A 23,976-nucleotide genomic window follows, 5' to 3' on the forward strand; every position below is an offset into this window, starting at 1 on the left:
CTGGCCGTGCGGCGGTGTGGCCGGCGTGGTCTGCGTGGCCGTAAAGCCGGTCCGGCGCCGTACACACGAGTGCACGGCGCCGGACGGATGGAACGTCTGCTCGGGTGGAGCAGGATCAGACGTTGACGCCGAAGTCCTGCGCGATGCCGCGCAGGCCCGAGGCGTAGCCCTGGCCGATGGCGCGGAACTTCCACTCCGCACCGTTGCGGTAGAGCTCGCCGAAGACCATGGCGGTCTCCGTCGAGGCGTCCTCCGACAGGTCGTAGCGGGCGAGCTCGGTGTTGTCGGCCTGGTTGACGACGCGGATGTACGCGTTGCGGACCTGGCCGAAGCTCTGCTGGCGGCTCTCGGCCTCGTAGATCGAGACCGGGAAGACGATCTTCGCCACGTCGGCGGGCACGCCGGCGAGGTTGACCTTGATGGCCTCGTCGTCGCCCTCGCCCTCACCGGTGGTGTTGTCACCGGTGTGCTCGACCGAGCCGTCGGGGCTCTTCAGGTTGTTGAAGAAGACGAAGTTCGCGTCGCCGGTGACCTTGCCCTGGTCGTTGGCCAGGATCGCGCTCGCGTCGAGGTCGAAGTCGACGCCGGTGGTGGTGCGAGCGTCCCAGCCCAGACCGACGATGACCGCGGTCAGGTTCGGCGCGGCCTTGGACAGCGAGACGTTGCCGCCCTTGCTGAGGCTGACTCCCACGGGTCCTCCATAAGGTTTTGTGTGGGGCAGGGCCCCGTCGTGCGTTTGCTACCGGATCAACGTTTCGATCCTAGTGACGGGTTCCCGCCTGTACGGGCTTATTCGAGGCGAACGGGCCCACGCGCCTGGAGGCACGCGCCCATGAGCCTGCGGTACGGACTCAGAGGCTGTCGAGAGCCTTGATGTACTCGTTCAGGTCACGCGCGTCGGGCAGCCCGTTGACGACGGTCCAGCGCACGATGCCGTCACGGTCGATGACGAAGGTGCCGCGCACCGCGCAGCCCTTCTCCTCGTCGAAGACCCCGTAGGCGCGGGAGGCCTCCCCGTGCGGCCAGAAGTCCGAGAGCAGCGGGTACTCCAGCCCCTCCTGCTCGGCGAAGACGCGCAGGGTGGGCACCGAGTCGTTGGAGACCGCGAGGAGCTGCACGTCGTCGTTCTGGAAGCGCGGGAGCTGGTCGCGCAGCTCGCAGAGCTCGCCGGTGCAGACGCCGGTGAAGGCGAAGGGGTAGAAGAGCAGCACGACAGCCTTCTCCCCGCGGAAGTCGGAGAGCCGTACGACCCTGCCGTGGTTGTCCTTGAGCTCGAAGTCCGGGGCCTTGCTGCCGACCTCGATCGCCATCTGTCGCATCCCTTCGTCCCGCATCCCTGCGTTGGGCTGTTCGGGTGATCCCAGCTTATGGGTCCGCCGCTTGGGGGTCCGCCGCTTATCCGCGGCCTACCGGTCCGTCGCGCGTCCGGCCCCGGCCGGCCCGCCGCGAAACGCACGCACCCCGCCCACCGGGAAGCTTCCGGCGAACGGGGTGCGTGTGTCCGCATGGCTGCGGGGCGCGGCTCAGCGCTTGGACTTGGCCGTCTTCGGAGTCGCCAGCTTGGTGGCGGTCCACTCCTTGCCGACGGGGAGACCCTTCGCCAGCGAGAGGCCGGCGGTCTCGGCGGCCTCGCTGATGTCGCTGGCCTCGACGAAACCGTCCTTGCCGGTCTTGGGAGTCACCAGCAGGATCAGTGCGCCGTCCTCGACCAGCTCGGTCGCATCGACCAGGGCGTCCGTCAGGTCGCCGTCGTCCTCCCGGAACCACAGCAGAACCGCGTCTGCGACATCGTCGTAGTCCTCATCGACGAGTTCGGTGACGTGATCCTCTACGGCATCACGGAATTCCTGATCGACGTCGTCGTCGTAGCCGATCTCCTGGACCACCTGTTCGGACTGGAAACCCAGCCTGGCGGCCAGGTTCTCCGCGTGGTCCGCGGTCGCGCTCACGGGGTGCCTCCTGCTCATGTTCGGTGAATGTTCTTCGGCGGCGCGCGTACGCGCAGCATTGGGCGTAGTCCACACGGGCGCGGCGGATCGCGCAAGTACCCGGCCGCCGAGACCGTCGAAACGGTGACGATTGCGGCCGTCTCGCCGCAACTTTCAGCCCTTCCGGATGTACCCCTGGTGATTCATCCCACACCATTCCACCTCATTCGGCACGGCCTCGGGACTTTCGCACCTGTTTGAGGGACGAACGGCCTTGCGAAGGGGGTGATCGACATGGGCGTAAGGTTGCGGTTTGGGCGTTGTCGTCGCCGCAGCCAGCACAATCCCGCCACCTCCAGGGATTACCCAACGGTAAAGATGACGATTTCTGCCGAGCGTAAGACCATGGGAGGCGGCGAACCCAAGGCACGACTCCCCCGACAGCGAAGGAACAGCGTGGCTTCCGCATCCGATCGCAATCCGATCATCATTGGTGGCCTGCCGAGTCAGGTACCGGACTTCGATCCGGAAGAGACGCAGGAGTGGCTCGACTCCCTGGACGCCGCGGTCGACGAGCGGGGCCGTGAGCGCGCCCGCTACCTGATGCTGCGGCTGATGGAGCGGGCCCGCGAGAAGCGCGTGGCCGTGCCCGAGATGCGCTCCACGGACTACGTCAACACGATCGCCACCAAGGACGAGCCCTTCTTCCCCGGCAACGAGGAGATCGAGCGCAAGGTCCTCAACGCCACCCGGTGGAACGCGGCCGTCATGGTCTCGCGCGCCCAGCGCCCGGGGATCGGCGTCGGCGGTCACATCGCCACCTTCGCCTCCTCCGCCTCCCTCTACGACGTGGGCTTCAACCACTTCTTCCGGGGCAAGGACGAGGGCGACGGCGGCGACCAGATCTTCTTCCAGGGCCACGCCTCGCCCGGCATCTACGCCCGCGCCTACCTCCTGGACCGGCTCTCCGAGCAGCAGCTCGACGCGTTCCGCCAGGAGAAGTCGAAGGCCCCGTACGGCCTCTCCAGCTACCCGCACCCGCGGCTCATGCCGGACTTCTGGGAGTTCCCGACCGTCTCGATGGGCCTCGGCCCGCTCGGGGCGATCTACCAGGCGCGGATGAACCGGTACATGCAGGCCCGTGGGATCGCGGACACCTCCAAGTCACACGTTTGGGCGTATCTCGGCGACGGCGAGATGGACGAGCCGGAGTCGCTCGGCCAGCTGTCCATCGCGGCCCGCGAGCACCTCGACAACCTGACCTTCGTCGTCAACTGCAACCTGCAGCGCCTCGACGGCCCGGTCCGCGGCAACGGCAAGATCATGCAGGAGCTGGAGTCGCAGTTCCGCGGCGCCGGCTGGAACGTCATCAAGCTGATCTGGGACCGCTCCTGGGACCCGCTGCTGGCGCAGGACCGCGACGGCATCCTGGTCAACAAGATGAACACCACCCCGGACGGGCAGTTCCAGACGTACGCCACCGAGTCCGGCGCGTACATCCGCGACCACTTCTTCGGCGGCGACCACCGGCTGCGCGCGATGGTCGAGAACATGACCGACCAGCAGATCCAGCACCTGGGACGCGGCGGCCACGACCACAAGAAGGTCTACGCGGCGTACGCGGCGGCCAAGGCCCACAAGGGCCAGCCGACGGTGATCCTCGCGCAGACGGTCAAGGGCTGGACCCTGGGCCCGAACTTCGAGGGCCGCAACGCGACCCACCAGATGAAGAAGCTGACGGCCGACGACCTCAAGCGCTTCCGCGACCGTCTGCACATCCCGATCACGGACGCCCAGCTGGAGGACGGCGCGCCGCCGTACTACCACCCGGGCCGCAACTCCCCCGAGATCCAGTACATGCACGACCGCCGCAGCGCGCTCGGCGGCTACGTGCCGACCCGCGTGGTGCGCGCGAAGCCGCTCCAGCTGCCGGGCGACGCCACGTACGCGGCCGCCAAGAAGGGTTCGGGGCAGCAGTCGATCGCCACCACGATGGCCTTCGTCCGCATCCTGAAGGACCTGATGCGGGACAAGGAGATCGGCAGGCGCTTCGTGCTGATCGCCCCCGACGAGTACCGCACCTTCGGCATGGACGCGTTCTTCCCGAGCGCCAAGATCTACAACCCGCTGGGCCAGCAGTACGAGGCGGTCGACCGCGACCTGCTGCTCGCGTACAAGGAGTCGCCGACCGGCCAGATGCTGCACGACGGCATCTCGGAGGCGGGCTGCACGGCCTCGCTGATCGCCGCGGGTTCGGCGTACGCGACGCACGGCGAGCCGCTGATCCCGGTCTACGTCTTCTACTCGATGTTCGGTTTCCAGCGCACGGGTGACCAGTTCTGGCAGATGGCGGACCAGCTGGCGCGCGGCTTCGTCCTCGGCGCGACCGCCGGCCGGACCACCCTGACGGGTGAGGGCCTGCAGCACGCCGACGGCCACTCCCAGCTGCTGGCCTCGACGAACCCGGGCTGCGTGGCGTACGACCCGGCGTACGGGTACGAGATCGCGCACATCGTCAAGGACGGTCTGCGGCGCATGTACGGCCCCGACGCCGAGGACGTCTTCTACTACCTGACGGTCTACAACGAGCCCATCCAGCACCCGGCCGAGCCGGCCGACGTGGACGTCGACGGGATCCTCAAGGGCATCCACCGGATCTCCGAGGGCACCTCGGGAGCCGTCGGGGCGCAGATCATGGCCTCGGGCGTGGCGGTGCCGTGGGCGCTGGAGGCGCAGCGGATCCTGGCCGCCGAGTGGAACGTCAGGGCGGACGTCTGGTCGGCGACCTCCTGGAACGAGCTGCGCCGCGAGGCCGTCGCCGTGGAGGAGCACAACCTGCTCCACCCGGAGGAGGAGCAGCGCGTCCCGTACGTGACGAGCAAGCTGTCCGGCGCGGAGGGTCCGTTCGTGGCGGTCTCCGACTGGATGCGGGCGGTTCCGGACCAGATTTCGCGCTGGGTGCCGGGCAGGTACACCTCGCTGGGCGCGGACGGCTTCGGCTTCGCGGACACGCGGGGCGCGGCCCGGCGCTTCTTCCACATCGACGCGCAGTCGGTGGTCCTCTCGGTGCTGACCGAGCTGGCCAAGGAAGGCAAGATCGACCGCTCGGCGCTGAAGCAGGCGATCGACCGGTACCAGCTGCTGGACGTCCGGGCGGCCGACCCGGGCGCGGCGGGCGGCGACGCGTAGCAGTCGCCTTTGCGTGAGGGGCGCCGGGACACCTGTCCCGGCGCCCTTACGCGTTCCTTACGATGCTCCCCATGAAGCAACCCTCTCCCCAGGCGCGGTGGGAACGCCGGACGCAGACCCCGCTGCTCGTGCTCGCCCTGGGTTTCGCCGTGGCCTACGCGGTGCCCATCGTCCTGCCCGACGCGAGCCCGGCCGTCCACAGCGCCTGCAAGCACGCCGAGTGGGTGGTGTGGGCCGCCTTCGCCGCCGACTACCTGGTCCGGCTGGGCCTGGCGCAGTCGAAGAGGGCCTTCGTACGGACCCACTGGCTGGACCTGATCGCGGTGGTGCTGCCGATGATCCAGCCGCTGCGGCTGCTGCGCGTGGTCTCCACCCTGATGCTGGTGGGCCGGCGGGCGCGGATGGCCCCGCAGATCCGGCTCACCACGTACGTGGCGGGCTCGGTGGTCGGGCTGCTGATGTTCGGCTCGCTCGCGGTGCTGAGCGTGGAGCGGGACGCCCCCGACGGCAACATCAAGAACCTCGGGGACGCCCTGTGGTGGTCGGTGACCACGATGACGACGGTCGGGTACGGGGACCACTCCCCCACCACCGGGCTCGGCCGGCTGCTGGCGGTGGGGCTGATGCTGTCCGGGATCGCGCTGCTGGGTGTGGTGACCGCCAACATCGCGGCCTGGTTCATCTCCCGCTTCGAACGCGACGACCGGGTGGAGCGCGCCCAGACGGCGGCGATCTCCGAACTGGCGGCGGAGGTACGGGCGCTGCGCGCCGAGGTCGCCCGGCTCGGCGGGGCGGCTCCCGCCGGGGCCGGCGGGCTCCCGCAGGCCCCGGTGCCTGCCCGGGAGCCCGGCCCGGGCGCGGGCATCGGCGCCCAGGGCGGGCCGGTCCAGGCGGGCGGCGGCGGCGCCGTCAGCGCTCCCACACCTTGAACGCCCTGACCTGGTAGGGCGATTGGGGCAGCCACACCCCGTCGCCCGGATAGGTCTGGAACTCTCCGGTCTCGGCGCATTCGGCCGACTGGTAGGTGGTGACCGGGCGGCCGGTCCGGTTGGTGAGGGACTGGGCGGTGGTCCCGGCGGGCAGCGCGGTGCAGCTGTTGATGTCGAGGGTGCTCAGCTCGTGGGTCGTGCGGGCGCCCTTGAACTCCGGCTTCGCCCACAGGCACAGCTGCCCGGTGGCGCAGGCCCCGAGCGCGGGCGGCCCGGCGGCCCTCCCCTTCCCCGGTCCGTTGCCCGCGGCGTGCGCGGAGCCGGCGGTGCCCGGGATCAGCAGGGTGGCGGCGAGGACGGCGGCCGATACGAAAGTCGTGCTCCACGTACGCATGACGGGTCAACTCCTGGTGGACGTACGGGCCCCGGACCGTTTCCGAAGGCTCCGTCGGCACCACGCTGACCTGCGCGGACGTCTCGGCGGAAGGGGCCGCGAGCGGGTCCACCCTGATAGGCGACAGCCCCGCCGGAACCGTCCGGCGGGGCTGCCAGGGCCCCGGAGTTGACGCCTCCGGGGCCTTCCCGACCGCCACGGCCGCGCGGCCGGCGACACAGAGCCAGCGGGACCCTGTGCACGGCCGGGCCGCCGGGGCGGGGCTAGATGTGGGCGGCGCCCGCGCCCGCCTCCGCGTTCTCGCCGCGCTTCGTGAAGCCGGCGACGACCGCGGCGAGCACCGCGACCACGCCGGCCACGGTGAAGGCGGTGCTCATCCCTGACACGAACGTGTCGTTGGCGACCCCCGTGATGGCCGCCGCGAGCTGCTCCGGCGCGTCCGGCGGGATCGGCGCGATGCCGACCTGGATGCCCTTCTCCGCGAGGTCCGCCTGCTCCGGGGTGAGCGGCGGCAGCCCGGCGCCGGCCCAGTTGTCCTCGAAGACGCTGCCGACCTTGCTGGCCATGACCGCGCCGAGCACGGCGGTGCCCAGGCTGCCGCCGACCTGCATGGCGGCCTGCTGGAGCCCGCCGGCCACGCCCGAGAGCTCCAGCGGGGCGTTGCCGACGATGACCTCGGTGGCGCCGACCATGACGGGTGCGAGCCCGAGGCCCATCAGGGCGAACCAGAGCGACATGGTGAGGGTGGAGGTGCCCGGGGTCAGCTGGGCCATCCCGAAGCAGGCGACGGCGGTGGCGACCATGCCCGCGACGAGCGGCAGCCGCGGGCCGACCTTGGTGATGGCGATGCCGGCCAGCGGCGATCCGACGATCATCATCCCGGTCAGCGGCAGCAGGTGCAGGCCGCTGTCGACGGGGCTCATGCCGTGGACGTTCTGCAGGTAGAAGGTGACGAAGAACAGCCCGCCCATGAAGGCGAAGGCCATCAGGACCATCAGGACCGTGCCCGCGGACAGCGGCAGCGAGCGGAACATCCCGAGCGGGATCAGCGGCTCGGAGACGGAGTTCTCCCAGAGGGCGAAGGCCACGAAGCACAGGACGGACCCGCCGAGGAAGGTCAGCGTGTTGGTGTCGCCCCAGCCCCATTCGGAGGCCTTGATCAGCGCCCAGATCAGCGAGAACATCCCGGCCGACAGCAGCAGGATGCCCACGACGTCGAAGGAGCGCGGGGCGTTCTCGGCCCGGTGGTCGACCAGGATGAACAGGCCGAAGGCGAGCGCGAGGATGCCGACGGGCACGTTGATGAAGAAGACCGACTGCCAGCTCACGTTCTCCACGAGCAGGCCGCCGACGATCGGCCCGGCGGCGGTCGAGGCGCCGATGACCATGCCCCAGATGCCGATGGCCATGTTGAGCTTCTCGGCAGGGAAGGTGGCGCGCAGCAGGCCCAGCGCGGCGGGCATCAGCAGCGCCCCGAAGACGCCCTGCGCGACGCGGAAGCCGATGACGAGCTCGACCCCGCCGGCCAGGCCGATGGCCGCCGAGGAGACGGCGAAACCGGCGATGCCTATGAGGAAGGTCTGGCGGTGGCCGAAGCGGTCGCCGAGCTTGCCCGCGGTGATGGGGGAGACCGCGAGGGCGAGCAGGTAGCCGTTGGTGATCCACTGGACGTCGGCGAGCGAGGCGCCGAGGTCCTTCTGGATGGCCGGGTTGGCGACGGCGACGATCGTGCCGTCGAGGGTGACCATCATGACGCCGATGGCGACGGCGAACAGGGTGAGCCACGGATGGCCCCGGAGGCCCGTACGGACCGGCGAGGGGGCCGGTTCCTTGCTGAGCGAGAGTGCGTCCCCGCCGTCGACGGTGGTCTGACTAGTCATGCGGACAGGTTAGTGACAGCGACTGACACTTCACAGGCCGGTTCGTCAGACAGTCACTGTCAGGTCCGTCACAGGTACCCTGACCGCCGTGATGACCGATCAGCGGCCCGCGCCCGCACCGGCCGCCGGACTGCGCGAGCGCAAGAAACAGCGCACGCGCGACGCCCTGCTGCGCGCGGCCCTCCTCCTCTTCATCGCCCAGGGGTACGAGGAGACGACCGTCGACGAGATCACCGACGCCGTGGACGTCTCCCAGCGCACCTTCTTCCGGTACTTCGCCAACAAGGAAGAGGTCGCCTTCGCCGTCCAGGACCTGGTCGAATCGCACTTCGTCGCGGCGCTGCGCTCCCGCCCGCCCGCCGAGGGCCCCTTCGAGGCCATGCGCTCGGCCGTGCTCGACGCCTGGGACACCGTCGACGAGGCCATTTCGGACCTGGTCCCCATCGACCTGTACATGCGCAGCTACCGGCTGATCGAGTCCACCCCGGCCCTGCTCGCCGTGCACCTGCGCCGCTCCACCGACCTGGAGGAGCAGATCGCCCGGCTGATAGCCGAGCGCGAGGGCCTGGACGTGGACGCCGACCCGCGCCCGCGGGTGGCCGTCGCCGCCTTCACGGGCGTGATGCGCGTCACCGGCCGGCTCTGGGGACAGGGCGAGGACATCAGCGTGGCCACCATCCGGCGGATGACCGAGGTCTACCTCGACCAGATCGGCCCCGCACTGGCCGCCGACTGGCGCCGGCCCGCCTGACCGGCGCGGTCGCCTCCCGGCCTCGCCGCGGTCGCCTCCCGGCCTGGCGAAGATCCCGTACGGATGCGCACGCCCGCGCACGCGGGTCCCGTACGGGCGCACCCGCCGGCGGGCCGTCCCACGGTCGGCGGTGACTCCCGTCACCCGGCGCGCAGGCAGCCGCCGAGGTCTCCTAGGCTGGGCGCAGTGAACCTGCCCGGCCCCGCCCACGCCCACTCCGCCGACGCCCCCGCGCGCCCGGCCGCCCTGCGCGCCCTGCTCGCGCTGGCGGTGGTCTTCCTGATGCTCACGACCACGGGCTGGACCGCCGTCTACCGGACCGCGAACGGGGCGTCCCCGCGCGAGGCCGCGCTCACCGCCTGGGCCGGATCGCGCTTCGACGGCCGGGCCCTGCCCGCCGCCGACGCCCCGTCGTCCGTGGTGGCACGGTTCTTCGCACGCCTCGACGGCGCCCAGCGCGCGCGGCTCACCGAGGGCCACCCGCTGGTGGTCGGCAATCTCGACGGCGCGCCGCCCGGGGTCCGCTACCGGGCCAACCGGATGGCCCTGCAGCAGGCCGCGCGGGTCGAGGACACCCGCGCACACGACACCACGCTGGCCCCCGCCGACCGCGCCACCGCGGCCCGGCGCGCCCACCGCTTCGAGTCCCTCGCCGAGCCCGGCCGGCAGATCCTCGTCTTCGACCCCACCGGCGGCGGCCTCGCGGCCGAGGTGTTCGGCGACCTCGGCGAGGCCCGCCGGATCTCGGTGGTCGTCCCCGGGGTCGACACCGACGCGCTCACCTTCGAGCGCACGATGCGCCGGCTGACCTCCCCCGTCGGCATGGCGGAATCCCTCTACGAGGCCGAGCGCGCGGCCGCCCCGGGCAGCCGGACCGCGGTCATCGCCTGGGCCGGCTACACGGCCCCGACCGGAGTCGGCATGGACGCGGCGACCGGGCGGATGGCCGTGGACGGCGCGGCCCGGCTGCGCTCGCTGACCTCCGCGCTGCCCGGACGGGCGAGCGTGGCGCTGTTCTGCCACAGCTACGGCTCGGTGGTGTGCGGGGTCGCCGCGCACGAACTGCCGCAGCGGGTCACGGACATCGTGGTGGCCGGCAGCCCCGGAATGCGCGCCGAGAACGCCGGTGAGCTGGGCACCTCGGCGCGGGTGTGGGCGATGCGGGACGCCGGTGACTGGATCGCCGACGTGCCCCACCTGGAGTTCGGGGGCCTGGGCCACGGCGCGGATCCGGTGTCCGGGGAGTTCGGCGCACGGGTCCTGTCGGCGGCCGGCGCCAAGAGCCACACCGGCTACTTCGAGCCAGGGACCGAATCCCTGGACAACTTCGCCAAAATCGGAACCGGTGCGTTCGGTTCCACGGTGTGCGCCGCCGGGGACGACACGTGCCGACGCGGAACATCCGGGACGGACGGTCCCTGACCGCTCGGCCGACCCGAAATCGGACCTCACAGCGGGGGGACGCACGGGGGTGCGTCCCTTTACGATGTGCCGCATGGGTGACGTACTGGCCGGAAACCATGCCGTCTGGGAGTTCGACCGCACCACGAACTCGCTCATCATCCGCTTCGCACGGGGGATGAGAACGCCCAGACTCTGGCACGCCCTGGGGGAACGCCGGATTCCCCTCGAAGCGCTGTCCGGGGTGGGCCTGACCGTGGGACGGCGGGACACGGTGGTGCTGCACGCCCGCGTGCGGGTGGGAGCGGACCCCCTGATGGAGGCCGCGGCGGGACAGTTGAGAGAAGCCTGCGATCCGTACCGGCTGGTGGCGCCGGGTGGTGGCGCGGCCGGCCGGGCCGAGGCCTTCGCCGAGGCCCTGCGCGAGCGGCTGGGGCCGGCCGGGCCGGCCGAGCGGTTCCTCGTCTCCGTACCGGAGCCCCCGGCCACGCTGAAGGCGTACGACGCCCGGCTCGCCTTCGACGGCGGCGCCGTCACCTTCCACTGGTCGCGCACCGGGGCCACCAGCACCAAGTGGAAGGCGGGCGACCAGCGGTATCCGCTGACCGCCCTGGCCGGGCTGGTCTGGCACTCCCCGGAACGCTCCGGCGGGCACCTGCGGCTATTGCCCCGCGAGGGCGCCGGTGATCCCCGGGCCGACCACGATCTGGCCTCCGCCGTCTTCGGCGTGGGGTACGGGGCCGTGCACGAGTCGCTGCCGTTCGCGGCTTCGGTGCTTGCGGCTCTGCGGGCACGGGCGGTCGTCGCCTCCGGCGCGGGGGTGCCGGGGCCGCGGTCCTGGGAGCGGATTCAGCATCTCGCCGAGCTGCACAGTGCGGGGCTCCTCACGGATGCGGAGTACCTGGCGCTGCGGGACCGCTTCACGGCCGGGGCCTGACCCCGCGGGGGGCTCGGCGCGGCCCTGCGGGGCCGTCCCCGACCCGCCCTTCCTCCGTTCCCCGGGGCTGCGCCCCGGACCCCCTGGGGCTCCGCCCCGGACCCCCGCGCCTCAAACGCCGGCGGGGCTGGAATTGCCCTGCGGGCAATCCAGCCCCGACCAGGCAAAATCCAGCCCCGCCGGCGTTTGAGGCGCGGGGGTCCGGGGGCTGGCCCCCGGCAGCGGCGCCGCACCCGGTCAGACCTCGCGCGCCGCCGAGGTCGCGCTCATGTCCGGGTAGCGGTCGCCGGCCACGTGGGATGCGATCGGGTCCAGGAGGGACAGTTCCTCGGCCGTCAGGGCGATGCGGGTCGCCGCCACGTTCTCCGCGAGGCGGGTCGGCTTGCGGGTGCCCGGGATCGGAACGACCGTCAGGCCGTGCACCGCCGCCCGCTGGTGCACCCACGCCAGGGCGATCTGGGCCGGCGTGGCCCCGCGGGCCGCCGCGATCTCCCGTACCGGCGCCAGCAGCGCGCCGTTCGTCCGCGCGTTGTCACCCGTGAACCGGGGCTGGTGGCGCCGGAAGTCACCGGCCGTCAGGTCCGCCGACGCGTCCGCGAAGGCCCCGGTCAGGAAGCCTCGGCCGAGCGGGGAGTACGGCACCAGGGCCACGCCCAGCTCCGCCGCCGCGCCCACCGCGCTGCGCTCCACGTCCCGGCTGAACAGCGACCACTCCGACTGGAGCGCCGCGATCGGGTGCACCGCGTGCGCCTCGCGCAGCTCCGCCCCGGTCACCTCGCTGAGCCCCAGGTGGCGCACCTTGCCCTCCTGCACCAACTCCGCCATCGCGCCCACCGACTCGGCGAACGGAACGGCCGGATCGCGCCGGTGCATGTAGTAGAGGTCGATCACCTCGGTGCCCAGCCTGCGCAGGCTGTCCTCGACCGCGCCGCGGACGTACGCGCGGTCGTTGCGGATCCCCCGGTAGTGCGGGTCGTCCGTCCGCTCTATGGCGAACTTCGTGGCGAGGGTGATCCGGTCGCGGTGCGCGGCCACGAACGGCGCGAGGAACTCCTCGTTGGCGCCCCGCCCGTAGACGTCGGCGGTGTCGAAGAGGGTGACCCCGGCGGCCAGCGCCGCGTCCAGGGTCTGCCGGGCGGCCGCCTCGTCCGTGTCCCCGTAGAACTCGCTCATGCCCATGCAGCCGAGCCCCTGGACGCCCACCAGCGGGCCGCCCTTGCCCAGTTCGACCTGCTCGACCTGCTCGATCCCGGCGGTGTTGTCGGTCATGTCCGGTCTTCCTCTCCCGCGACGGTGGTGCACATCGCATACGTGTCGATCTTGTAGTCCAGGACCGCGAGCGCGTCGGTCAGTTCCGTGATCCGCGTGCGCACCTCCTCGCGCGTGCGCTCCAGCAGCTCGCGCCGGTCGGCGGCGGTGTGCGGGCCCTCGCGGACGAGTTCGGCGTACCGGACCATGTCCGCCACGGACATTCCGGTGGTGCGCAACTTGCCGACGAAGCCCAGCCAGTCGAGGTCCTTGTCGGTGAACCGGCGCTGCCCCGAGTGGGAGCGGTCCACGTGCGGCATGAGGCCGATCCGCTCGTACCAGCGCAAGGTGTGCTGGGTCAGCCCGGTCCGGGCCTCGACCTCGCTGATCGTGTACCGCGTCCGCGTCTGCAGGGGGCTCCGGGTCGGGCTCATGGCCCCACGCTAAATCCTTGGAGTGCACTCCAAGCAAGTACCCTCGGCCGCATGGAGAGCTTGCAGAGTCTGCGCAACATCGAGAACTGGCCGGTCCCGACCGCCGCCGCGGCCGTGGTCGACGCCGACGGGACCGTGCTCGGCTCCCACGGCCCGGTGGACCACCGCTTCCCGCTGGCCTCCGTCACCAAGCCGCTCGCCGCCTACGCCGCCCTCGTCGCCTACGAGGAGGGCGCGATCGAGCTGGACGAGCCGGCCGGGCCCGAGGGTTCCACCGTGCGCCACCTGCTCGCCCACACCAGCGGGCTGGCCTTCGACGAGCACCGCGTGACGGCCCCTCCCGGGCAGCGCCGGCTGTACTCGAACGCCGGTTTCGAGGAGCTCGGCGACCACATCGCGAAGGCCACCGGCATCCCCTTCGCCGCGTACCTGGCCGAGGCCGTGTTCGAGCCGCTGGGCATGGCGTCGAGCAGCCTGGAGGGCTCTCCCGCCAAGGACGGCGTCTCCACCGTCTCCGACCTCCTGCGCTTCGCCGCCGAGCTGCAGCAGCCCCGGCTGCTGGACGTGCGCACCGTCGCCGAGGCCACCTCCGTGGTCCACCCGGGGCTCAAGGGCGTCCTGCCCGGCTACGGCCACCAGTCCCCCAACGACTGGGGGCTCGGTCTGGAGATCCGCGGCGGGAAGGCCCCGCACTGGACGGGCGCCGGCTCCTCGCCGCGCACCTTCGGCCACTTCGGGCAGTCCGGGACCTTCCTGTGGGTGGACCCGGACGCCCGCGCCGCCTGCGTGGCGCTGACGGACCGCGCCTTCGGCCCGTGGGCCGTGGAGGCCTGGCCCCCGTTCACCGACGCGGTCCTCGCGGAGCTCAGGACCCGCTGAGGCGCTGCGTACGGAACCACCCGCGTACGGGGCCGCCTGCGGGACCCCGCCTACGCAAACTCCCAGATCAGCACCTCGGCCGGGGATCCGGCGACCAGCTCCAGCTCCCCCTCGCCGGTGATCCGCGCCGAGTCCCCGGGGCCGAGCTCGTCCGCGCCCCCGGCGGCCGCGCCGTCCAGCCACAGGTCTCCCCGTACGACGTGCAGGTAGACCCGGCCGGCGGCCGGTACGGCGATCCGCTCGCCCGCACCCGGACGCCGTACGTGCAGGACGGCCCCGGCCGCGGGCACGGCGTAGGGCGTGCTGTCGGCGATGCCCCTGACCAGCGTGTACGAGGGCTCCCCGGCCGGATCGGCCGGCGCCAGCCACATCTGGACGAAGCGCAGCGGCACGGGGCCGTCGTTGCGTTCCACGTGCCGGGTCCCGGACGCCGCGCCGAGGTGCTGTACGTCACCGGGCCGCACCAGGGTGGCGGCGCCCGTGGCGTCCTGGTGGGTGAGCTCGCCCTCGGCCACCCAGGTCACGATCTCGGTGTGGCTGTGCGGGTGCTCGTCGAAGCCCGCGCCGGGGGCGAGGCTCTCCTCGTTGCACGCCATGACCGGGCCGAACCGCAGGTTGTCGGGGTCGTAGTGCGGGCCGAAGGAGAAGGCGTGCCGGGTGGTGATCCCGGCCCGGGCTTCCCCGCCCTCGTAGCGGTCGGAGCCTCGGCGTACATCAATCATGGAGGCCACCGTAGCCCGCGGAGCACGGCCCGGGACGGGACCGGACTCCGCGCAGCGGCCCCGATAAGGCAGTCTTGTCACGTGCCCCAACCCGAACGTGAGCATTCACCCGCGGTCCACCCCGCGCATCCGGCTCCGCCCCATCCGCACGCCGCGACGCTGCGACGGCTGGAGAAGTCCTCCGGCCGGCTCGCCGCGAACGCCATCGCGCGCATGGACGAGACGCTGTCGTGGTACCGGGCGATGCCGCCGGAGAACCGGTCCTGGATCGGCCTGGTCGCCCAGGCCGGCATCGCCGCGTTCACCGAGTGGTTCCGGCATCCCGAGACCCCGCAGGCGATCTCCACCGATGTGTTCGGGACGGCTCCGCGCGAGCTGACGCGGGCCATCACCCTGCGCCAGACCGTCGAGATGGTGCGCACCACGATCGAGGTCATGGAGACCGCGATCGACGAGGTCGCGGCGCCCGGCGACGAGTCGATCCTGCGCGAGGCCCTGCTCGTGTACGCCCGGGAGATCGCCTTCGCGACCGCCCAGGTCTACGCCCAGGCCGCCGAGGCCCGTGGCGCCTGGGACGCCCGCCTGGAGTCCCTGGTGGTCAACGCGGTGCTGTCCGGGGAGGCCGACGAGGGCGCGCTGTCGCGGGCCGCGGCGCTCGGCTGGAACTCCCCCGAGCACGTGTGCGTGGTGCTGGGCACGGCTCCGGAGGGCGACAGCGAGCTGACGGTCGAGGCGATCCGGCGGGCCGCCCGCCACCACAAGCTGCAGGTGCTCACGGGGGTGCTGGGCGACCGGCTCGTGGTCATCGCGGGTGGCAGCGACAATCCGATGCAGGTGGCGAAGTCGCTGATCGGGCCGTTCGCGGCGGGTGCGGTGGTCGCCGGACCGGTGGTCCCGGACCTGCTGAACGCCACGAAATCGGCGCAGGCGGCCGCGGCCGGGCTCAAGGCCTGTACGGCGTGGCAGGACGCGCCGAGGCCGGTCCTCGCGGATGATCTCCTGCCCGAACGCGCGATCGCCTCCGACCCTTCGGCCCGCGAGCAGTTGGTGGAGGAGATCTACAGACCGCTCGAAGAGGCCGGGTCGGCGCTGCTGGAGACTCTGAGCGTCTATCTGGAGCAGGCGAGCAGCCTCGAAGGTGCGGCCCGGATGCTGTTCGTGCACCCCAACACCGTGCGCTACCGGCTCCGACGTGTGACAGACGTCACCGGCTGGTCGCCCTCCGATGTCCGCTCCGCGTTCACGCTGAGGATCGCTTTGATCCTCGGGCGTCTGGCCGACGGCGATCCTCAGTCCTAAGCTTTTGTCGGACATCAACAATTACCCCGATGGTTCTTCGTCCCTGTCCCCACGGGCGGCGCGGACCGAACACAAGAGAGAGTGTGAGGGTGCTCGTACTCGTCGCTCCCGGCCAAGGCGCACAGACGCCCGGCTTCCTGACTCCCTGGCTCGAACTGCCCGGCGCCGCTGACCGCGTCGCCGGCTGGTCGGACGCCATCGGGCTCGACCTTGCCCACTACGGCACGAAGGCCGACGCGGACGAGATCCGTGACACGGCCGTCGCACAGCCCCTGCTGGTGGCCGCCGGCCTGCTCGCCGCGGCCGAACTCACCGCCGTCCCCGCGGTCGGCCCCACCGCCTTCGGCGCCGTGGCGGGCCACAGCGTCGGCGAGATCACCGCCGCCGCGTACGCCGGGGTCCTGTCCGACACGGACGCGCTGTCCTTCGTACGCACGCGCGGGCTCGCCATGGCCGAAGCCGCGGGGATCACCGCGACGGGCATGGCCGCCGTCCTCGGCGGGGACACGGACGTGGTCGTGGCGCACCTGGAGAAGCTGGGTCTGACTCCGGCGAACGTCAACGGCGCGGGTCAGATCGTCGCCGCGGGGACCATGGAGCAGATCGCGGCCCTGGAGGCCGAGAAGCCCGAGGGTTCCCTGAAGGTCGTCGCCCTCAAGGTCGCGGGCGCCTTCCACACGCACCACATGGCTCCGGCGGTCGCCGGCCTGGAGAAGGCCGCGGCGGCCCTCTCCCCGGCCGACCCGGCGCTGACGTACGTTTCGAACAAGGACGGTCAGGTCGTGACCACGGGCGCCGATGTCGTCGCCCGGCTGGTGGGCCAGGTGGCCAACCCGGTCCGCTGGGACCTGTGCATGGAGACGTTCGCCGCACTGGGCGTCACCGGGATCGTGGAACTGTCCCCCGGTGGCACCCTGACGGGTCTGGCCAAGCGCGCGCTGAAGGGCGTACCGAGCGTGGCCCTGAAGACCCCGGACGATCTCGAAAAGGCCGCGGCGCTCGTCTCCGAGCACGCGGTCTGAGAGAAGGAGCCCACTCAGCATGACGAAGATCAAGCCTGCCAAGGGCTCCCCGTACGCCCGCATCCTCGGCGTCGGCGGCTACCGCCCGATCCGTGTGGTGCCGAACGAGGTCATCCTCGAAACCATCGACTCCTCCGACGAGTGGATCCGCTCCCGTTCCGGTATCGCGACGCGGCACTGGGCCTCCCCGCAGGAGACCGTCGCCGCGATGTCGGTGGAGGCCTCGGGCAAGGCCCTGGCCGCCGCCGGGATCGCTCCGGAGAAGATCGGCGCCGTGATCGTCTCGACGGTGTCGCACTTCAAGCAGACCCCGGCCGTGGCGACCGAGATCGCGCACCGCATCGGCGCGGGCAAGCCCGCCGCCTTCGACATCTCCGCGGGCTGCGCCGGGTTCGGCTACGGCCTGACCCTGGCCAAGGGCCTCGTCGTCGAGGGTTCCGCGGAGTACGTCCTCGTCATCGGCGTGGAGCGGCTCTCGGACCTGACCGACCTGGAGGACCGCGCGACGGCCTTCCTCTTCGGTGACGGCGCGGGCGCCGTGGTCGTCGGCCCCTCGGACGAGCCGGCCATCGGCCCCACGGTGTGGGGTTCGGAGGGCGACAAGTCCGAGACCATCAAGCAGACCGTGCCGTGGGACGAGTACCTCGGCAAGGACGGCGGCGAGAAGTTTCCGGCCATCACGCAAGAGGGCCAGGCGGTCTTCCGCTGGGCCGTCTTCGAGATGGCCAAGGTGGCCCAGCAGGCGCTCGACGCAGCCGGGATCACCGCCGATGACCTGGACGTCTTCATTCCGCACCAGGCGAACATGCGGATCATCGACTCGATGGTGAAGACTCTGAAGCTGCCGGAACACGTCACGGTCGCCCGTGACGTCGAAACCACCGGCAACACCTCGGCCGCCTCGATCCCGCTCGCAATGGAGCGGCTCCTGGCGACCGGAGCGGCGAAGAGCGGCGACACCGCGCTCGTCATCGGCTTCGGGGCGGGGCTCGTCTACGCCGCCACGGTCGTTACCCTCCCCTAGGGCCCGGGATCCACATCCCGGGCTCCGTTTGACCCCAGCTAGCTATAGAAGGAGCGCCAACATGGCCTTCACCCAGGAAGAAATCGTCGAAGGTCTCGCGGAGATCGTCAACGAGATCGCCGGCATCCCGACCGAGGACGTCCAGCTCGAGAAGTCCTTCACCGACGACCTGGACGTCGACTCGCTGTCCATGGTCGAGGTCGTCGTCGCCGCCGAAGAGCGCTTCGAGGTGAAGATCCCGGACGAGGACGTCAAGGGTCTCAAGACCGTCGGCGACGCCGCGAGCTACATCCTCAAGCACCAGGCCTGAGCCTGACGAGCGTTTGTCGCCACCTGGCGGTGGCGCCGTGACAATTCACCCCCTGAAACGTGGAGAAAGAATTCCTGTGAGCCCGACCAATCGCACCGTGGTCGTCACCGGTATCGGCGCAACCACTCCGCTGGGTGGCGACAGCGCTTCGACCTGGGAAGGTCTGCTTGCCGGCCGTTCCGGCGTAAAGCCCCTCGAGGGCGAGCGCTACGCCGAACTCCCGGTCCGCATCGCCGCCACCATCGCCGTGGACCCGAGCGAGGTCCTTCCCCGGCCGCTGGCCCGCAAGCTGGACCGCTCGGCCCAGTTCGCGATCATCGCGGCCCGCGAGGCGTGGGCCGACGCCGGTTACACCGACCCGGCGGGCGCAGAGACGACGACGGGCGCTTCCATCGCGCCCGAGCGCCTGGGCACCGTCATCGCCTCCGGCATCGGCGGCGTGACCACCCTGCTCGACCAGTACGACGTACTGAAGGAAAAGGGCGTGCGCCGGGTCTCCCCGCACACCGTCCCCATGCTCATGCCCAACGGCCCGTCGGCCAACGTCGGCCTGGAGGTCAACGCCCGCGCGGGTGTGCACACTCCGGTCAGCGCCTGCGCCTCCGGCGCCGAGGCCATCGGCTACGCCGTCGAGATGATCCGCACCGGCCGTGCCGACGTGGTCGTCGCCGGCGGTACCGAGGCGGCCATCCACCCGCTGCCGATCGCGGCGTTCGCCAACATGATGGCGATGTCCAAGAACAACGAGAACCCGACCACGGCCTCGCGTCCGTACGACAAGGCCCGCGACGGCTTCGTCCTCGGCGAGGGCGCCGGCGTCGTGGTCCTGGAGTCCGCCGAGCACGCCGCCGCGCGCGGCGCCCGGGTCTACTGCGAGGTGCTGGGCCAGGGCCTGTCCGCGGACAGCCACCACATCGCGCAGCCGGAGCCCACCGGCCGCGGCGTGTCGGCCGCCCTGCGGAACCTGCTCGACAACACGGGTCTGGACCCGGCCGAGCTGGTCCACGTGAACGCGCACGCCACGTCCACCCCGCAGGGGGACACGGCCGAGCTGAAGGCCCTGCGCAAGGTGCTGGGCGACGACCTGGACCACATCGCGATCTCGGCGACCAAGTCGATGACCGGTCACCTCCTCGGCGGCGCCGGCGGCATCGAGACCGTCGCGACGGTGCTGGCGCTGTACCACCGCCTCGCCCCGCCGACGATCAACCTCGACGACATGGACGACGACATCGACGCGGACATCGTGCGCGACGAGCCCCGCAAGCTCCCGGCGGAGGGCCCGATCTCCGCGATCAACAACTCCTTCGGCTTCGGCGGCCACAACGTCTCGCTGGCCTTCAGGACTGTCTGAGCCGGCCGCTGACGCGTAGAAGGCCCGCCCGGGAATCCCGGGCGGGCCTTCGGCATGTCCGGGCTTCAGACCACCTGGTGGAGCCAGCGCACCGGGGCGCCCTCGCCCGCGTAGCGGAAGGGTTCGAGCTCGTCGTCCCAGGGCTTGCCGAGCAGTTTGGCGATCTCCGCTTCCAGGTCCGTCTCGCCGTGCGCGGACCGGGCGAGGGCGGCGCGCAGCCGGTCCTCGGGGATCAGGATGTCGCCGTGCATGCCGGTGACGGCGTGGAAGATGCCCAGTTGCGGAGTGGAGCTGTAGCGCTCGCCCTCGGCGGTCGGACAGGGTTCCGCGGTCACTTCGAAGCGGAGCAGGTGCCAGCCGCGCAGTGCGGAGGCGAGTTTCGAGGCGGTGCCCGCCTCGGCCTGCCAGGAGAACTCGGCTCTCCAGGTGCCCGGGGAGGCGGGCTGACGGATCCAGTCGAGGTTCACCCGCACCCCGAGCACCCCCGCAACAGCCCATTCCACGTGCGGGCAGAGCGCGCGCGGTGCGGAGTGCACGTACAGGACTCCACGTGTCGTCACCGGGACCTCCAGTGTGGGACGAGGTCGGGAATAAACTCCAGAAAACGGACAGTATGTGACGTGATGTAATGTAACGGAAATTATTTGACATTGCGTTGCGGGACTTGCGGCCGAAACGCCACGGGAAAAAGCTACCGTGCGCCGGGGGTCATGGTGTGACGTACGGTCGCTCCGAGCCCCGTAAACACAGAGCATTCACTCAGCAGGACGCCGCCGAATGACGCGGGGGCGACGAGGAGGGACCTTCCGCATGCGCACCACCGCCCCACGCCGCCGCGCGCGTCGGACCTCCGCGGGCGCGGGCGCGGCGGCCGCCGCGCTGCTCCTGGCGGCGGGTGCGCTGACCGGGTGTTCGGCGGACGGGGCGAAGGCCGGGGGCGAGCGCGGGGCGCAGGCGGCCCCCCGGTGGAACACCGCGCCGGCCTCGGTCGCCGCCGTGGGCGACTCCATCACGCGCGGCTTCGACGCCTGTTCGGTGCTGGCCGACTGTCCGGAGGCCTCCTGGGCCACCGGTGACGACCCCGAGGTGCGTTCGCTGGCGGCCCGGCTGCTCGGCGAGGCCGAGGTGACCGCGCGCAGCTGGAACTACGCGGTGACCGGCTCCCGGATGGCGGACCTGCCGGGGCAGCTCGCCTCGGCGGCCGGGCACAAGCCGGGCCTGGTCACGGTGATGGTGGGCTCGAACGACGCCTGCCGGCCCTCGGCTTCGTCGATGACTCCGGTGGCCGCCTTCCGCTCCGGCTTCGAGACCGCGCTGGCCGGACTGCGGGCGGCCTCGCCGTCCTCGCAGGTGTACGTCTCCAGCGTCCCGGACCTCCAGCGGCTGTGGAAGCAGGGCAAGGACGACCCGATGGTGCGCCGGATCTGGAAGCTGGGCATCTGTCAGTCGATGCTCGCCGATCCCACCTCGGCGACCGCCGGTGCGACGGCCCGGCGGGAGCAGGTGCGGGCGCGCGTGGTCGAGTACAACGAGGTGCTGCGCCAGGTCTGCGCGAAGGACCGGCTGTGCCGCTACGACGGCGGCGCGGTGTTCCAGTACCCCTTCTCGGCGGATCAGTTGAGCCGCTGGGACTGGTTCCACCCGGGCAAGGACGGGCAGGCGCGGCTCGCGGAACTGGCGCACCGACAGGTGACCTCCGCGGAGCCTCCGCGTTGACGCGACAGGTGGATCGGACCGGGGGCGGGTGTCAGGGCCCACCCCCGGTCCAGCTCTTTCAATCACCCCGAGAGGGGTGATTTCCGGCCATTACAGGTCGAGGGCCGCCGTCAGCCGCGTGTCGCCGTGCGAGCGGCTCGCGCGGACCTCGTAGCCTCCGCCGATCCGCTGCCAGGAGCGGGAGGTCTGGTCCCAGATCTCGAAGGCGCGCTCCGGCAGGGGGATCTCCACCTCGACGCTCTCGCCGGGTCCGGCGGTCACGCTCGCGAAGCCCGCGAGCCAGCTCGCCGGGCGCTCCACGCTGTCGGCGACGGGCGCCAGGTAGACCTGTACGGTCTCGCGGCCCGGCCGGGTGCCGGTGTTGGTGACGCGGACCGTGGCCAGCGCGGGGGTGACCTCCAGGGACTCGTAGGCCCAGTCCGTGTAGCCGAGGCCGTGACCGAAGGGGTAGGCCGGGGCGATCCCGTGCTTCTCGTAGGCCCGGTAGCCGATGAAGAGCCCCTCGGTGTACTCCAGGCGCCCCTCGGTGGGGACGACTTCGGTGACGGGCGCGTCGGCGAACTCGGCGGGCCAGGTGGTGGGCAGCCGCCCGCCCGGCTCGGCCTCGCCGAGCAGTACGTCGGCCAGCGCGGCCCCGCCCTCCTGCCCGGGGAACCAGGTCAGCAGGACGGCGGCGACCTCGTCGCGCCACGGGAGTTCCACCGGGGAGCCCGCGTTGACGATGACCACGGTGTTCGGGTTGACCGCTGCGACGGCGCGCACCAGGTCGTTCTGGCGGCCCGGGAGGGCCAGGTCCCCCCGGTCGAAGCCCTCGGACTCCACCCGCTCGGTGGTGGCGACGACCACGACGGCCGTGTCGGCGGCGCGCGCGGCCTCCACGGCCTCGGCGATGAGCTCGTCGGGGGAGCGCTGCGGGCCGAGGTGGAGGAAGGAGAACATGATCGCCTTGAGCGGCAGGGTCGTCATGTCGGGGACCTGGTAGGTCAGCGAGACCTCGACGGCTTCGCCCTCGGTGAGGGCGAGGCGGGTCCGCACCTGGGGAGCGCCGAAGAACGCCTCGAAGGGGTCGGCCTCGTCGCCCATCGGCTGGACCCCGTCGAAGCGGGTCTCACCGCCGACGGCGAGGGTGAAGGCGCCGAGTCCGCGGGTGCCGAAGGCGTGCTCGCCGCTCTCGCGCGGTACGAACGTGCCGGTGACCTCGATGCTCGCCATCGTGTCGTACGTGACGCCCTCGGGCAGGTCGTCGCCGATCCACTGGACCTGGCCGGTGGGCAGGGAGCCGGTCCCGATGACGGCGCCGGAGGCGTCGCGGCAGACCGCGCGGAGCTCGAAGCCCTTGTCGGCGGGGGTCAGTTCGTCGCTGGGGTCGGCGCCGACGGTGAAGGTCAGCGCCCCGTCGGGCAGGGCCTCGGTGAGTCCGTCCAGCGGGGAGACGATCCGCTCCGGGAAGACGGTGGCGCTGCCGCCGCCGAGGACGCGGGCGTCGCGGGCGGCGGCGCCGCTGAGGGCGACGGTGCGGCCGGGGGCGGTGCCGAGCGGGAGCACGGGCGTCCCGTCGGCGACGGGCTCGTTGCGTACGAGGACGAAGCCGCGGGCGGCCAGCTCGCGGGCCAGCGCCTGGCCGTCGATGGGGGCCGGGACCTCGCCGACCGCGGCGGGGGCGCCCTCCAGGATGCCGACGCGGGCCGCGAGGCGCAGGACGTTGCGGACGGCGTCGTCGACGGCGGACTCGGGGACCTCGCCGGCGCGGACGGCCTCGGCGAGCGGAGCTCCGTAGACGGTGACGGGTCCGGGCATGGCCACGTCCATGCCGCCGAGGATGTCGCCGGTGGTGGAGCGGGCGGCCATCCAGTCGGAGACGTTGTAGCCGTCGAAGCCCCACTCGCCGCGCAGCACCTCGTTCACGAGGTAGCGGTGCTCGGTCATGGTCGTGCCGTTGACCCGGTTGTAGGCGGTCATGATGCCCCACGGGTGGGCGTTGGCGACGATGGCCTCGAAGGGGGCCAGGTACAGCTCGCGCAGCGGGCGCGGGGCGATGACGCTGTCGACGGTGAAGCGCTCGGTCTCGGCGTCGTTGCCGACGAAGTGCTTGACGGTGGTGCCGACGCCGCCGTCCTGGACGCCGTTCACGTAGCCGCTGCCGACCGCGCCGGTGAGGTACGGGTCCTCGGAGTAGCACTCGAAGTGCCGGCCGCCGAGCGGGGAGCGGTGCAGGTTGACGGTGGGCGCGAGGAGCACGTGGACGCCCTTGCGGCGGGCCTCCTGGGCCAGGAGGCGGCCGGCCCGGCGGGCGAGCTCGGGGTCCCACGCGGCGGCGAGCGCGGTCGGGGAGGGCAGGGCGATCGACGGGTCGTCGGCGGTCCAGCGCACGCCGCGCACCCCGATGGGGCCGTCGGACATGACCAGGGACTTCAGCCCGATCTCGGGGACGGCGGGCAGGGACCACATGTCCTGGCCGGCCAGCAGGCGGGCCTTGGTGTCGAGGTCCAGCTTGCCCAGGGCCGTCTCTACGGCGTCGTTGCGGACCTGATCGGCATCGGTCACGGCCATGCCTCCTCG

Annotated in this window: 22 protein-coding genes; 12 read left to right on the forward strand and 10 right to left on the reverse strand. The window is 71.8% G+C overall.

Annotated features, from left to right (window positions below):
- Positions 1-115: 115 nt before the first annotated feature.
- From ACODT5_RS30000 to ACODT5_RS30010, 3 genes are all read right to left on the reverse strand, one after another.
- Positions 116-691 (reverse strand): TerD family protein, encoded by a 576-nt coding sequence (locus tag ACODT5_RS30000; RefSeq protein ID WP_327252569.1) that lies wholly within the window; start codon positions 689-691, stop codon positions 116-118.
- Positions 692-851: 160 nt separating this feature from the next.
- Positions 852-1,310, reverse strand: a complete 459-nt coding sequence (locus ACODT5_RS30005; protein ID WP_243329422.1) for a peroxiredoxin — start codon at positions 1,308-1,310, stop codon at positions 852-854.
- A gap of 213 nt (positions 1,311-1,523) precedes the next feature.
- On the reverse strand, positions 1,524-1,949 hold the full coding sequence (locus ACODT5_RS30010) for a DUF3052 domain-containing protein (protein WP_243329420.1): 426 nt from the start codon (positions 1,947-1,949) through the stop codon (positions 1,524-1,526).
- 435 nt (positions 1,950-2,384) lie between these two features.
- On the opposite strand from ACODT5_RS30010, the gene aceE reads away from it, so the two are divergent.
- Both aceE and ACODT5_RS30020 read left to right on the forward strand, forming a co-directional pair.
- Entirely contained in the window at positions 2,385-5,117 is a 2,733-nt protein-coding gene (gene aceE / locus ACODT5_RS30015; protein ID WP_422522288.1) for a pyruvate dehydrogenase (acetyl-transferring), homodimeric type, read from the forward strand.
- 71 nt (positions 5,118-5,188) lie between these two features.
- Positions 5,189-6,046 (forward strand): potassium channel family protein, encoded by an 858-nt coding sequence (locus tag ACODT5_RS30020; RefSeq protein WP_422522289.1) that lies wholly within the window; start codon positions 5,189-5,191, stop codon positions 6,044-6,046.
- Here ACODT5_RS30020 and ACODT5_RS30025 read toward each other — a convergent pair.
- A complete protein-coding gene (locus ACODT5_RS30025) occupies positions 6,027-6,440 on the reverse strand; it encodes a peptidase inhibitor family I36 protein (RefSeq protein ID WP_422522290.1) in 414 nt (137 codons plus the stop codon). The genes ACODT5_RS30020 and ACODT5_RS30025 overlap by 20 nt on opposite strands.
- Before the next feature lie 263 nt (positions 6,441-6,703).
- A complete protein-coding gene (locus ACODT5_RS30030) occupies positions 6,704-8,320 on the reverse strand; it encodes an MFS transporter (RefSeq protein ID WP_422522291.1) in 1,617 nt (538 codons plus the stop codon).
- Between the two features lie 91 nt (positions 8,321-8,411).
- On the opposite strand from ACODT5_RS30030, the gene ACODT5_RS30035 reads away from it, so the two are divergent.
- The 3 genes from ACODT5_RS30035 (at position 8,412) to ACODT5_RS30045 (ending at position 11,409) form a co-directional block, all read left to right on the forward strand.
- On the forward strand, positions 8,412-9,071 hold the full coding sequence (locus ACODT5_RS30035) for a TetR family transcriptional regulator (RefSeq protein WP_422525086.1): 660 nt from the start codon (positions 8,412-8,414) through the stop codon (positions 9,069-9,071).
- Between the two features lie 282 nt (positions 9,072-9,353).
- A complete protein-coding gene (locus ACODT5_RS30040) occupies positions 9,354-10,493 on the forward strand; it encodes an alpha/beta hydrolase (RefSeq protein ID WP_422525087.1) in 1,140 nt (379 codons plus the stop codon).
- A gap of 73 nt (positions 10,494-10,566) precedes the next feature.
- A complete protein-coding gene (locus tag ACODT5_RS30045) occupies positions 10,567-11,409 on the forward strand; it encodes a DUF4429 domain-containing protein (protein WP_422522292.1) in 843 nt (280 codons plus the stop codon).
- A gap of 237 nt (positions 11,410-11,646) precedes the next feature.
- Here ACODT5_RS30045 and ACODT5_RS30050 read toward each other — a convergent pair whose 3' ends face one another.
- Both ACODT5_RS30050 and ACODT5_RS30055 read right to left on the reverse strand, forming a co-directional pair.
- Positions 11,647-12,678, reverse strand: coding sequence for an aldo/keto reductase (locus tag ACODT5_RS30050; protein ID WP_422522293.1), 1,032 nt, complete (start codon positions 12,676-12,678; stop codon positions 11,647-11,649).
- Positions 12,675-13,091 (reverse strand): MerR family transcriptional regulator, encoded by a 417-nt coding sequence (locus tag ACODT5_RS30055; RefSeq protein WP_422522294.1) that lies wholly within the window; start codon positions 13,089-13,091, stop codon positions 12,675-12,677. The genes ACODT5_RS30050 and ACODT5_RS30055 overlap by 4 nt, the downstream gene beginning before the upstream one ends.
- 51 nt (positions 13,092-13,142) lie before the next feature.
- Between ACODT5_RS30055 and ACODT5_RS30060 the strand changes: the two genes are divergently transcribed.
- Positions 13,143-13,970: a serine hydrolase domain-containing protein gene (locus ACODT5_RS30060; protein WP_422522295.1), complete on the forward strand. Its 828-nt coding sequence runs from the start codon at positions 13,143-13,145 to the stop codon at positions 13,968-13,970.
- Positions 13,971-14,020: 50 nt separating this feature from the next.
- Here the strand turns inward: ACODT5_RS30060 and ACODT5_RS30065 are convergent, their stop codons facing one another.
- Positions 14,021-14,692: a pirin family protein gene (locus tag ACODT5_RS30065; RefSeq protein WP_422522296.1), complete on the reverse strand. Its 672-nt coding sequence runs from the start codon at positions 14,690-14,692 to the stop codon at positions 14,021-14,023.
- An 81-nt stretch (positions 14,693-14,773) separates the two neighbouring features.
- Between ACODT5_RS30065 and ACODT5_RS30070 the strand changes: the two genes are divergently transcribed.
- The 5 genes from ACODT5_RS30070 (at position 14,774) to fabF (ending at position 19,701) form a co-directional block, all read left to right on the forward strand.
- Positions 14,774-15,991: a PucR family transcriptional regulator gene (locus tag ACODT5_RS30070; RefSeq protein ID WP_389697222.1), complete on the forward strand. Its 1,218-nt coding sequence runs from the start codon at positions 14,774-14,776 to the stop codon at positions 15,989-15,991.
- An 89-nt stretch (positions 15,992-16,080) separates the two neighbouring features.
- Positions 16,081-17,013 (forward strand): ACP S-malonyltransferase, encoded by a 933-nt coding sequence (locus ACODT5_RS30075; RefSeq protein ID WP_422522297.1) that lies wholly within the window; start codon positions 16,081-16,083, stop codon positions 17,011-17,013.
- A gap of 19 nt (positions 17,014-17,032) precedes the next feature.
- Positions 17,033-18,037, forward strand: coding sequence for a ketoacyl-ACP synthase III (locus ACODT5_RS30080; protein WP_422522298.1), 1,005 nt, complete (start codon positions 17,033-17,035; stop codon positions 18,035-18,037).
- A 61-nt stretch (positions 18,038-18,098) separates the two neighbouring features.
- Positions 18,099-18,347: an acyl carrier protein gene (locus tag ACODT5_RS30085; RefSeq protein ID WP_243329395.1), complete on the forward strand. Its 249-nt coding sequence runs from the start codon at positions 18,099-18,101 to the stop codon at positions 18,345-18,347.
- A 76-nt stretch (positions 18,348-18,423) separates the two neighbouring features.
- Complete coding sequence (fabF, locus tag ACODT5_RS30090; RefSeq protein ID WP_422522299.1) at positions 18,424-19,701, forward strand: beta-ketoacyl-ACP synthase II; 1,278 nt, start codon at positions 18,424-18,426, stop codon at positions 19,699-19,701.
- A 65-nt stretch (positions 19,702-19,766) separates the two neighbouring features.
- On the opposite strand, the gene ACODT5_RS30095 is transcribed toward fabF, so the two are convergent.
- Positions 19,767-20,261 (reverse strand): DUF3145 domain-containing protein, encoded by a 495-nt coding sequence (locus ACODT5_RS30095; RefSeq protein WP_267754836.1) that lies wholly within the window; start codon positions 20,259-20,261, stop codon positions 19,767-19,769.
- Positions 20,262-20,511: 250 nt separating this feature from the next.
- Here ACODT5_RS30095 and ACODT5_RS30100 point away from each other — a divergent pair, with 250 nt between their 5' ends.
- The gene (locus ACODT5_RS30100; RefSeq protein WP_422522300.1) at positions 20,512-21,417 is read left to right on the forward strand and encodes a GDSL-type esterase/lipase family protein; all 906 of its coding nucleotides are present in this window, start codon (positions 20,512-20,514) and stop codon (positions 21,415-21,417) included.
- Positions 21,418-21,507: 90 nt separating this feature from the next.
- Here ACODT5_RS30100 and ACODT5_RS30105 read toward each other — a convergent pair whose 3' ends face one another.
- Entirely contained in the window at positions 21,508-23,967 is a 2,460-nt protein-coding gene (locus ACODT5_RS30105; RefSeq protein ID WP_422522301.1) for a beta-glucosidase family protein, read from the reverse strand.
- Positions 23,968-23,976: the final 9 nt, after the last annotated feature.

Origin of the sequence: Streptomyces tatrensis, from assembly GCF_049310065.1 — a bacterium.
GTDB lineage: Bacteria > Actinomycetota > Actinomycetes > Streptomycetales > Streptomycetaceae > Streptomyces.

Excerpts from the sequence above, each read along its gene's own strand:
- ACODT5_RS30005 (WP_243329422.1), bottom strand. The coding sequence starts at position 1,310 with ATGGCGATCGAGGTCGGCAGCAAGGCCCCGGACTTCGAGCTCAAGGAC.
- ACODT5_RS30020 (WP_422522289.1), top strand. The coding sequence starts at position 5,189 with ATGAAGCAACCCTCTCCCCAGGCGCGGTGGGAACGCCGGACGCAGACC.
- ACODT5_RS30025 (WP_422522290.1), bottom strand. The coding sequence starts at position 6,440 with ATGCGTACGTGGAGCACGACTTTCGTATCGGCCGCCGTCCTCGCCGCC.
- ACODT5_RS30030 (WP_422522291.1), bottom strand. The coding sequence starts at position 8,320 with ATGACTAGTCAGACCACCGTCGACGGCGGGGACGCACTCTCGCTCAGC.
- ACODT5_RS30035 (WP_422525086.1), top strand. The coding sequence starts at position 8,412 with ATGACCGATCAGCGGCCCGCGCCCGCACCGGCCGCCGGACTGCGCGAG.
- ACODT5_RS30040 (WP_422525087.1), top strand. The coding sequence starts at position 9,354 with ATGCTCACGACCACGGGCTGGACCGCCGTCTACCGGACCGCGAACGGG.
- ACODT5_RS30045 (WP_422522292.1), top strand. The coding sequence starts at position 10,567 with ATGGGTGACGTACTGGCCGGAAACCATGCCGTCTGGGAGTTCGACCGC.
- ACODT5_RS30050 (WP_422522293.1), bottom strand. The coding sequence starts at position 12,678 with ATGACCGACAACACCGCCGGGATCGAGCAGGTCGAGCAGGTCGAACTG.
- ACODT5_RS30055 (WP_422522294.1), bottom strand. The coding sequence starts at position 13,091 with ATGAGCCCGACCCGGAGCCCCCTGCAGACGCGGACGCGGTACACGATC.
- ACODT5_RS30060 (WP_422522295.1), top strand. The coding sequence starts at position 13,143 with ATGGAGAGCTTGCAGAGTCTGCGCAACATCGAGAACTGGCCGGTCCCG.
- ACODT5_RS30065 (WP_422522296.1), bottom strand. The coding sequence starts at position 14,692 with ATGATTGATGTACGCCGAGGCTCCGACCGCTACGAGGGCGGGGAAGCC.
- ACODT5_RS30080 (WP_422522298.1), top strand. The coding sequence starts at position 17,033 with ATGACGAAGATCAAGCCTGCCAAGGGCTCCCCGTACGCCCGCATCCTC.
- ACODT5_RS30085 (WP_243329395.1), top strand. The coding sequence starts at position 18,099 with ATGGCCTTCACCCAGGAAGAAATCGTCGAAGGTCTCGCGGAGATCGTC.
- ACODT5_RS30100 (WP_422522300.1), top strand. The coding sequence starts at position 20,512 with ATGCGCACCACCGCCCCACGCCGCCGCGCGCGTCGGACCTCCGCGGGC.
- ACODT5_RS30105 (WP_422522301.1), bottom strand. The coding sequence starts at position 23,967 with ATGGCCGTGACCGATGCCGATCAGGTCCGCAACGACGCCGTAGAGACG.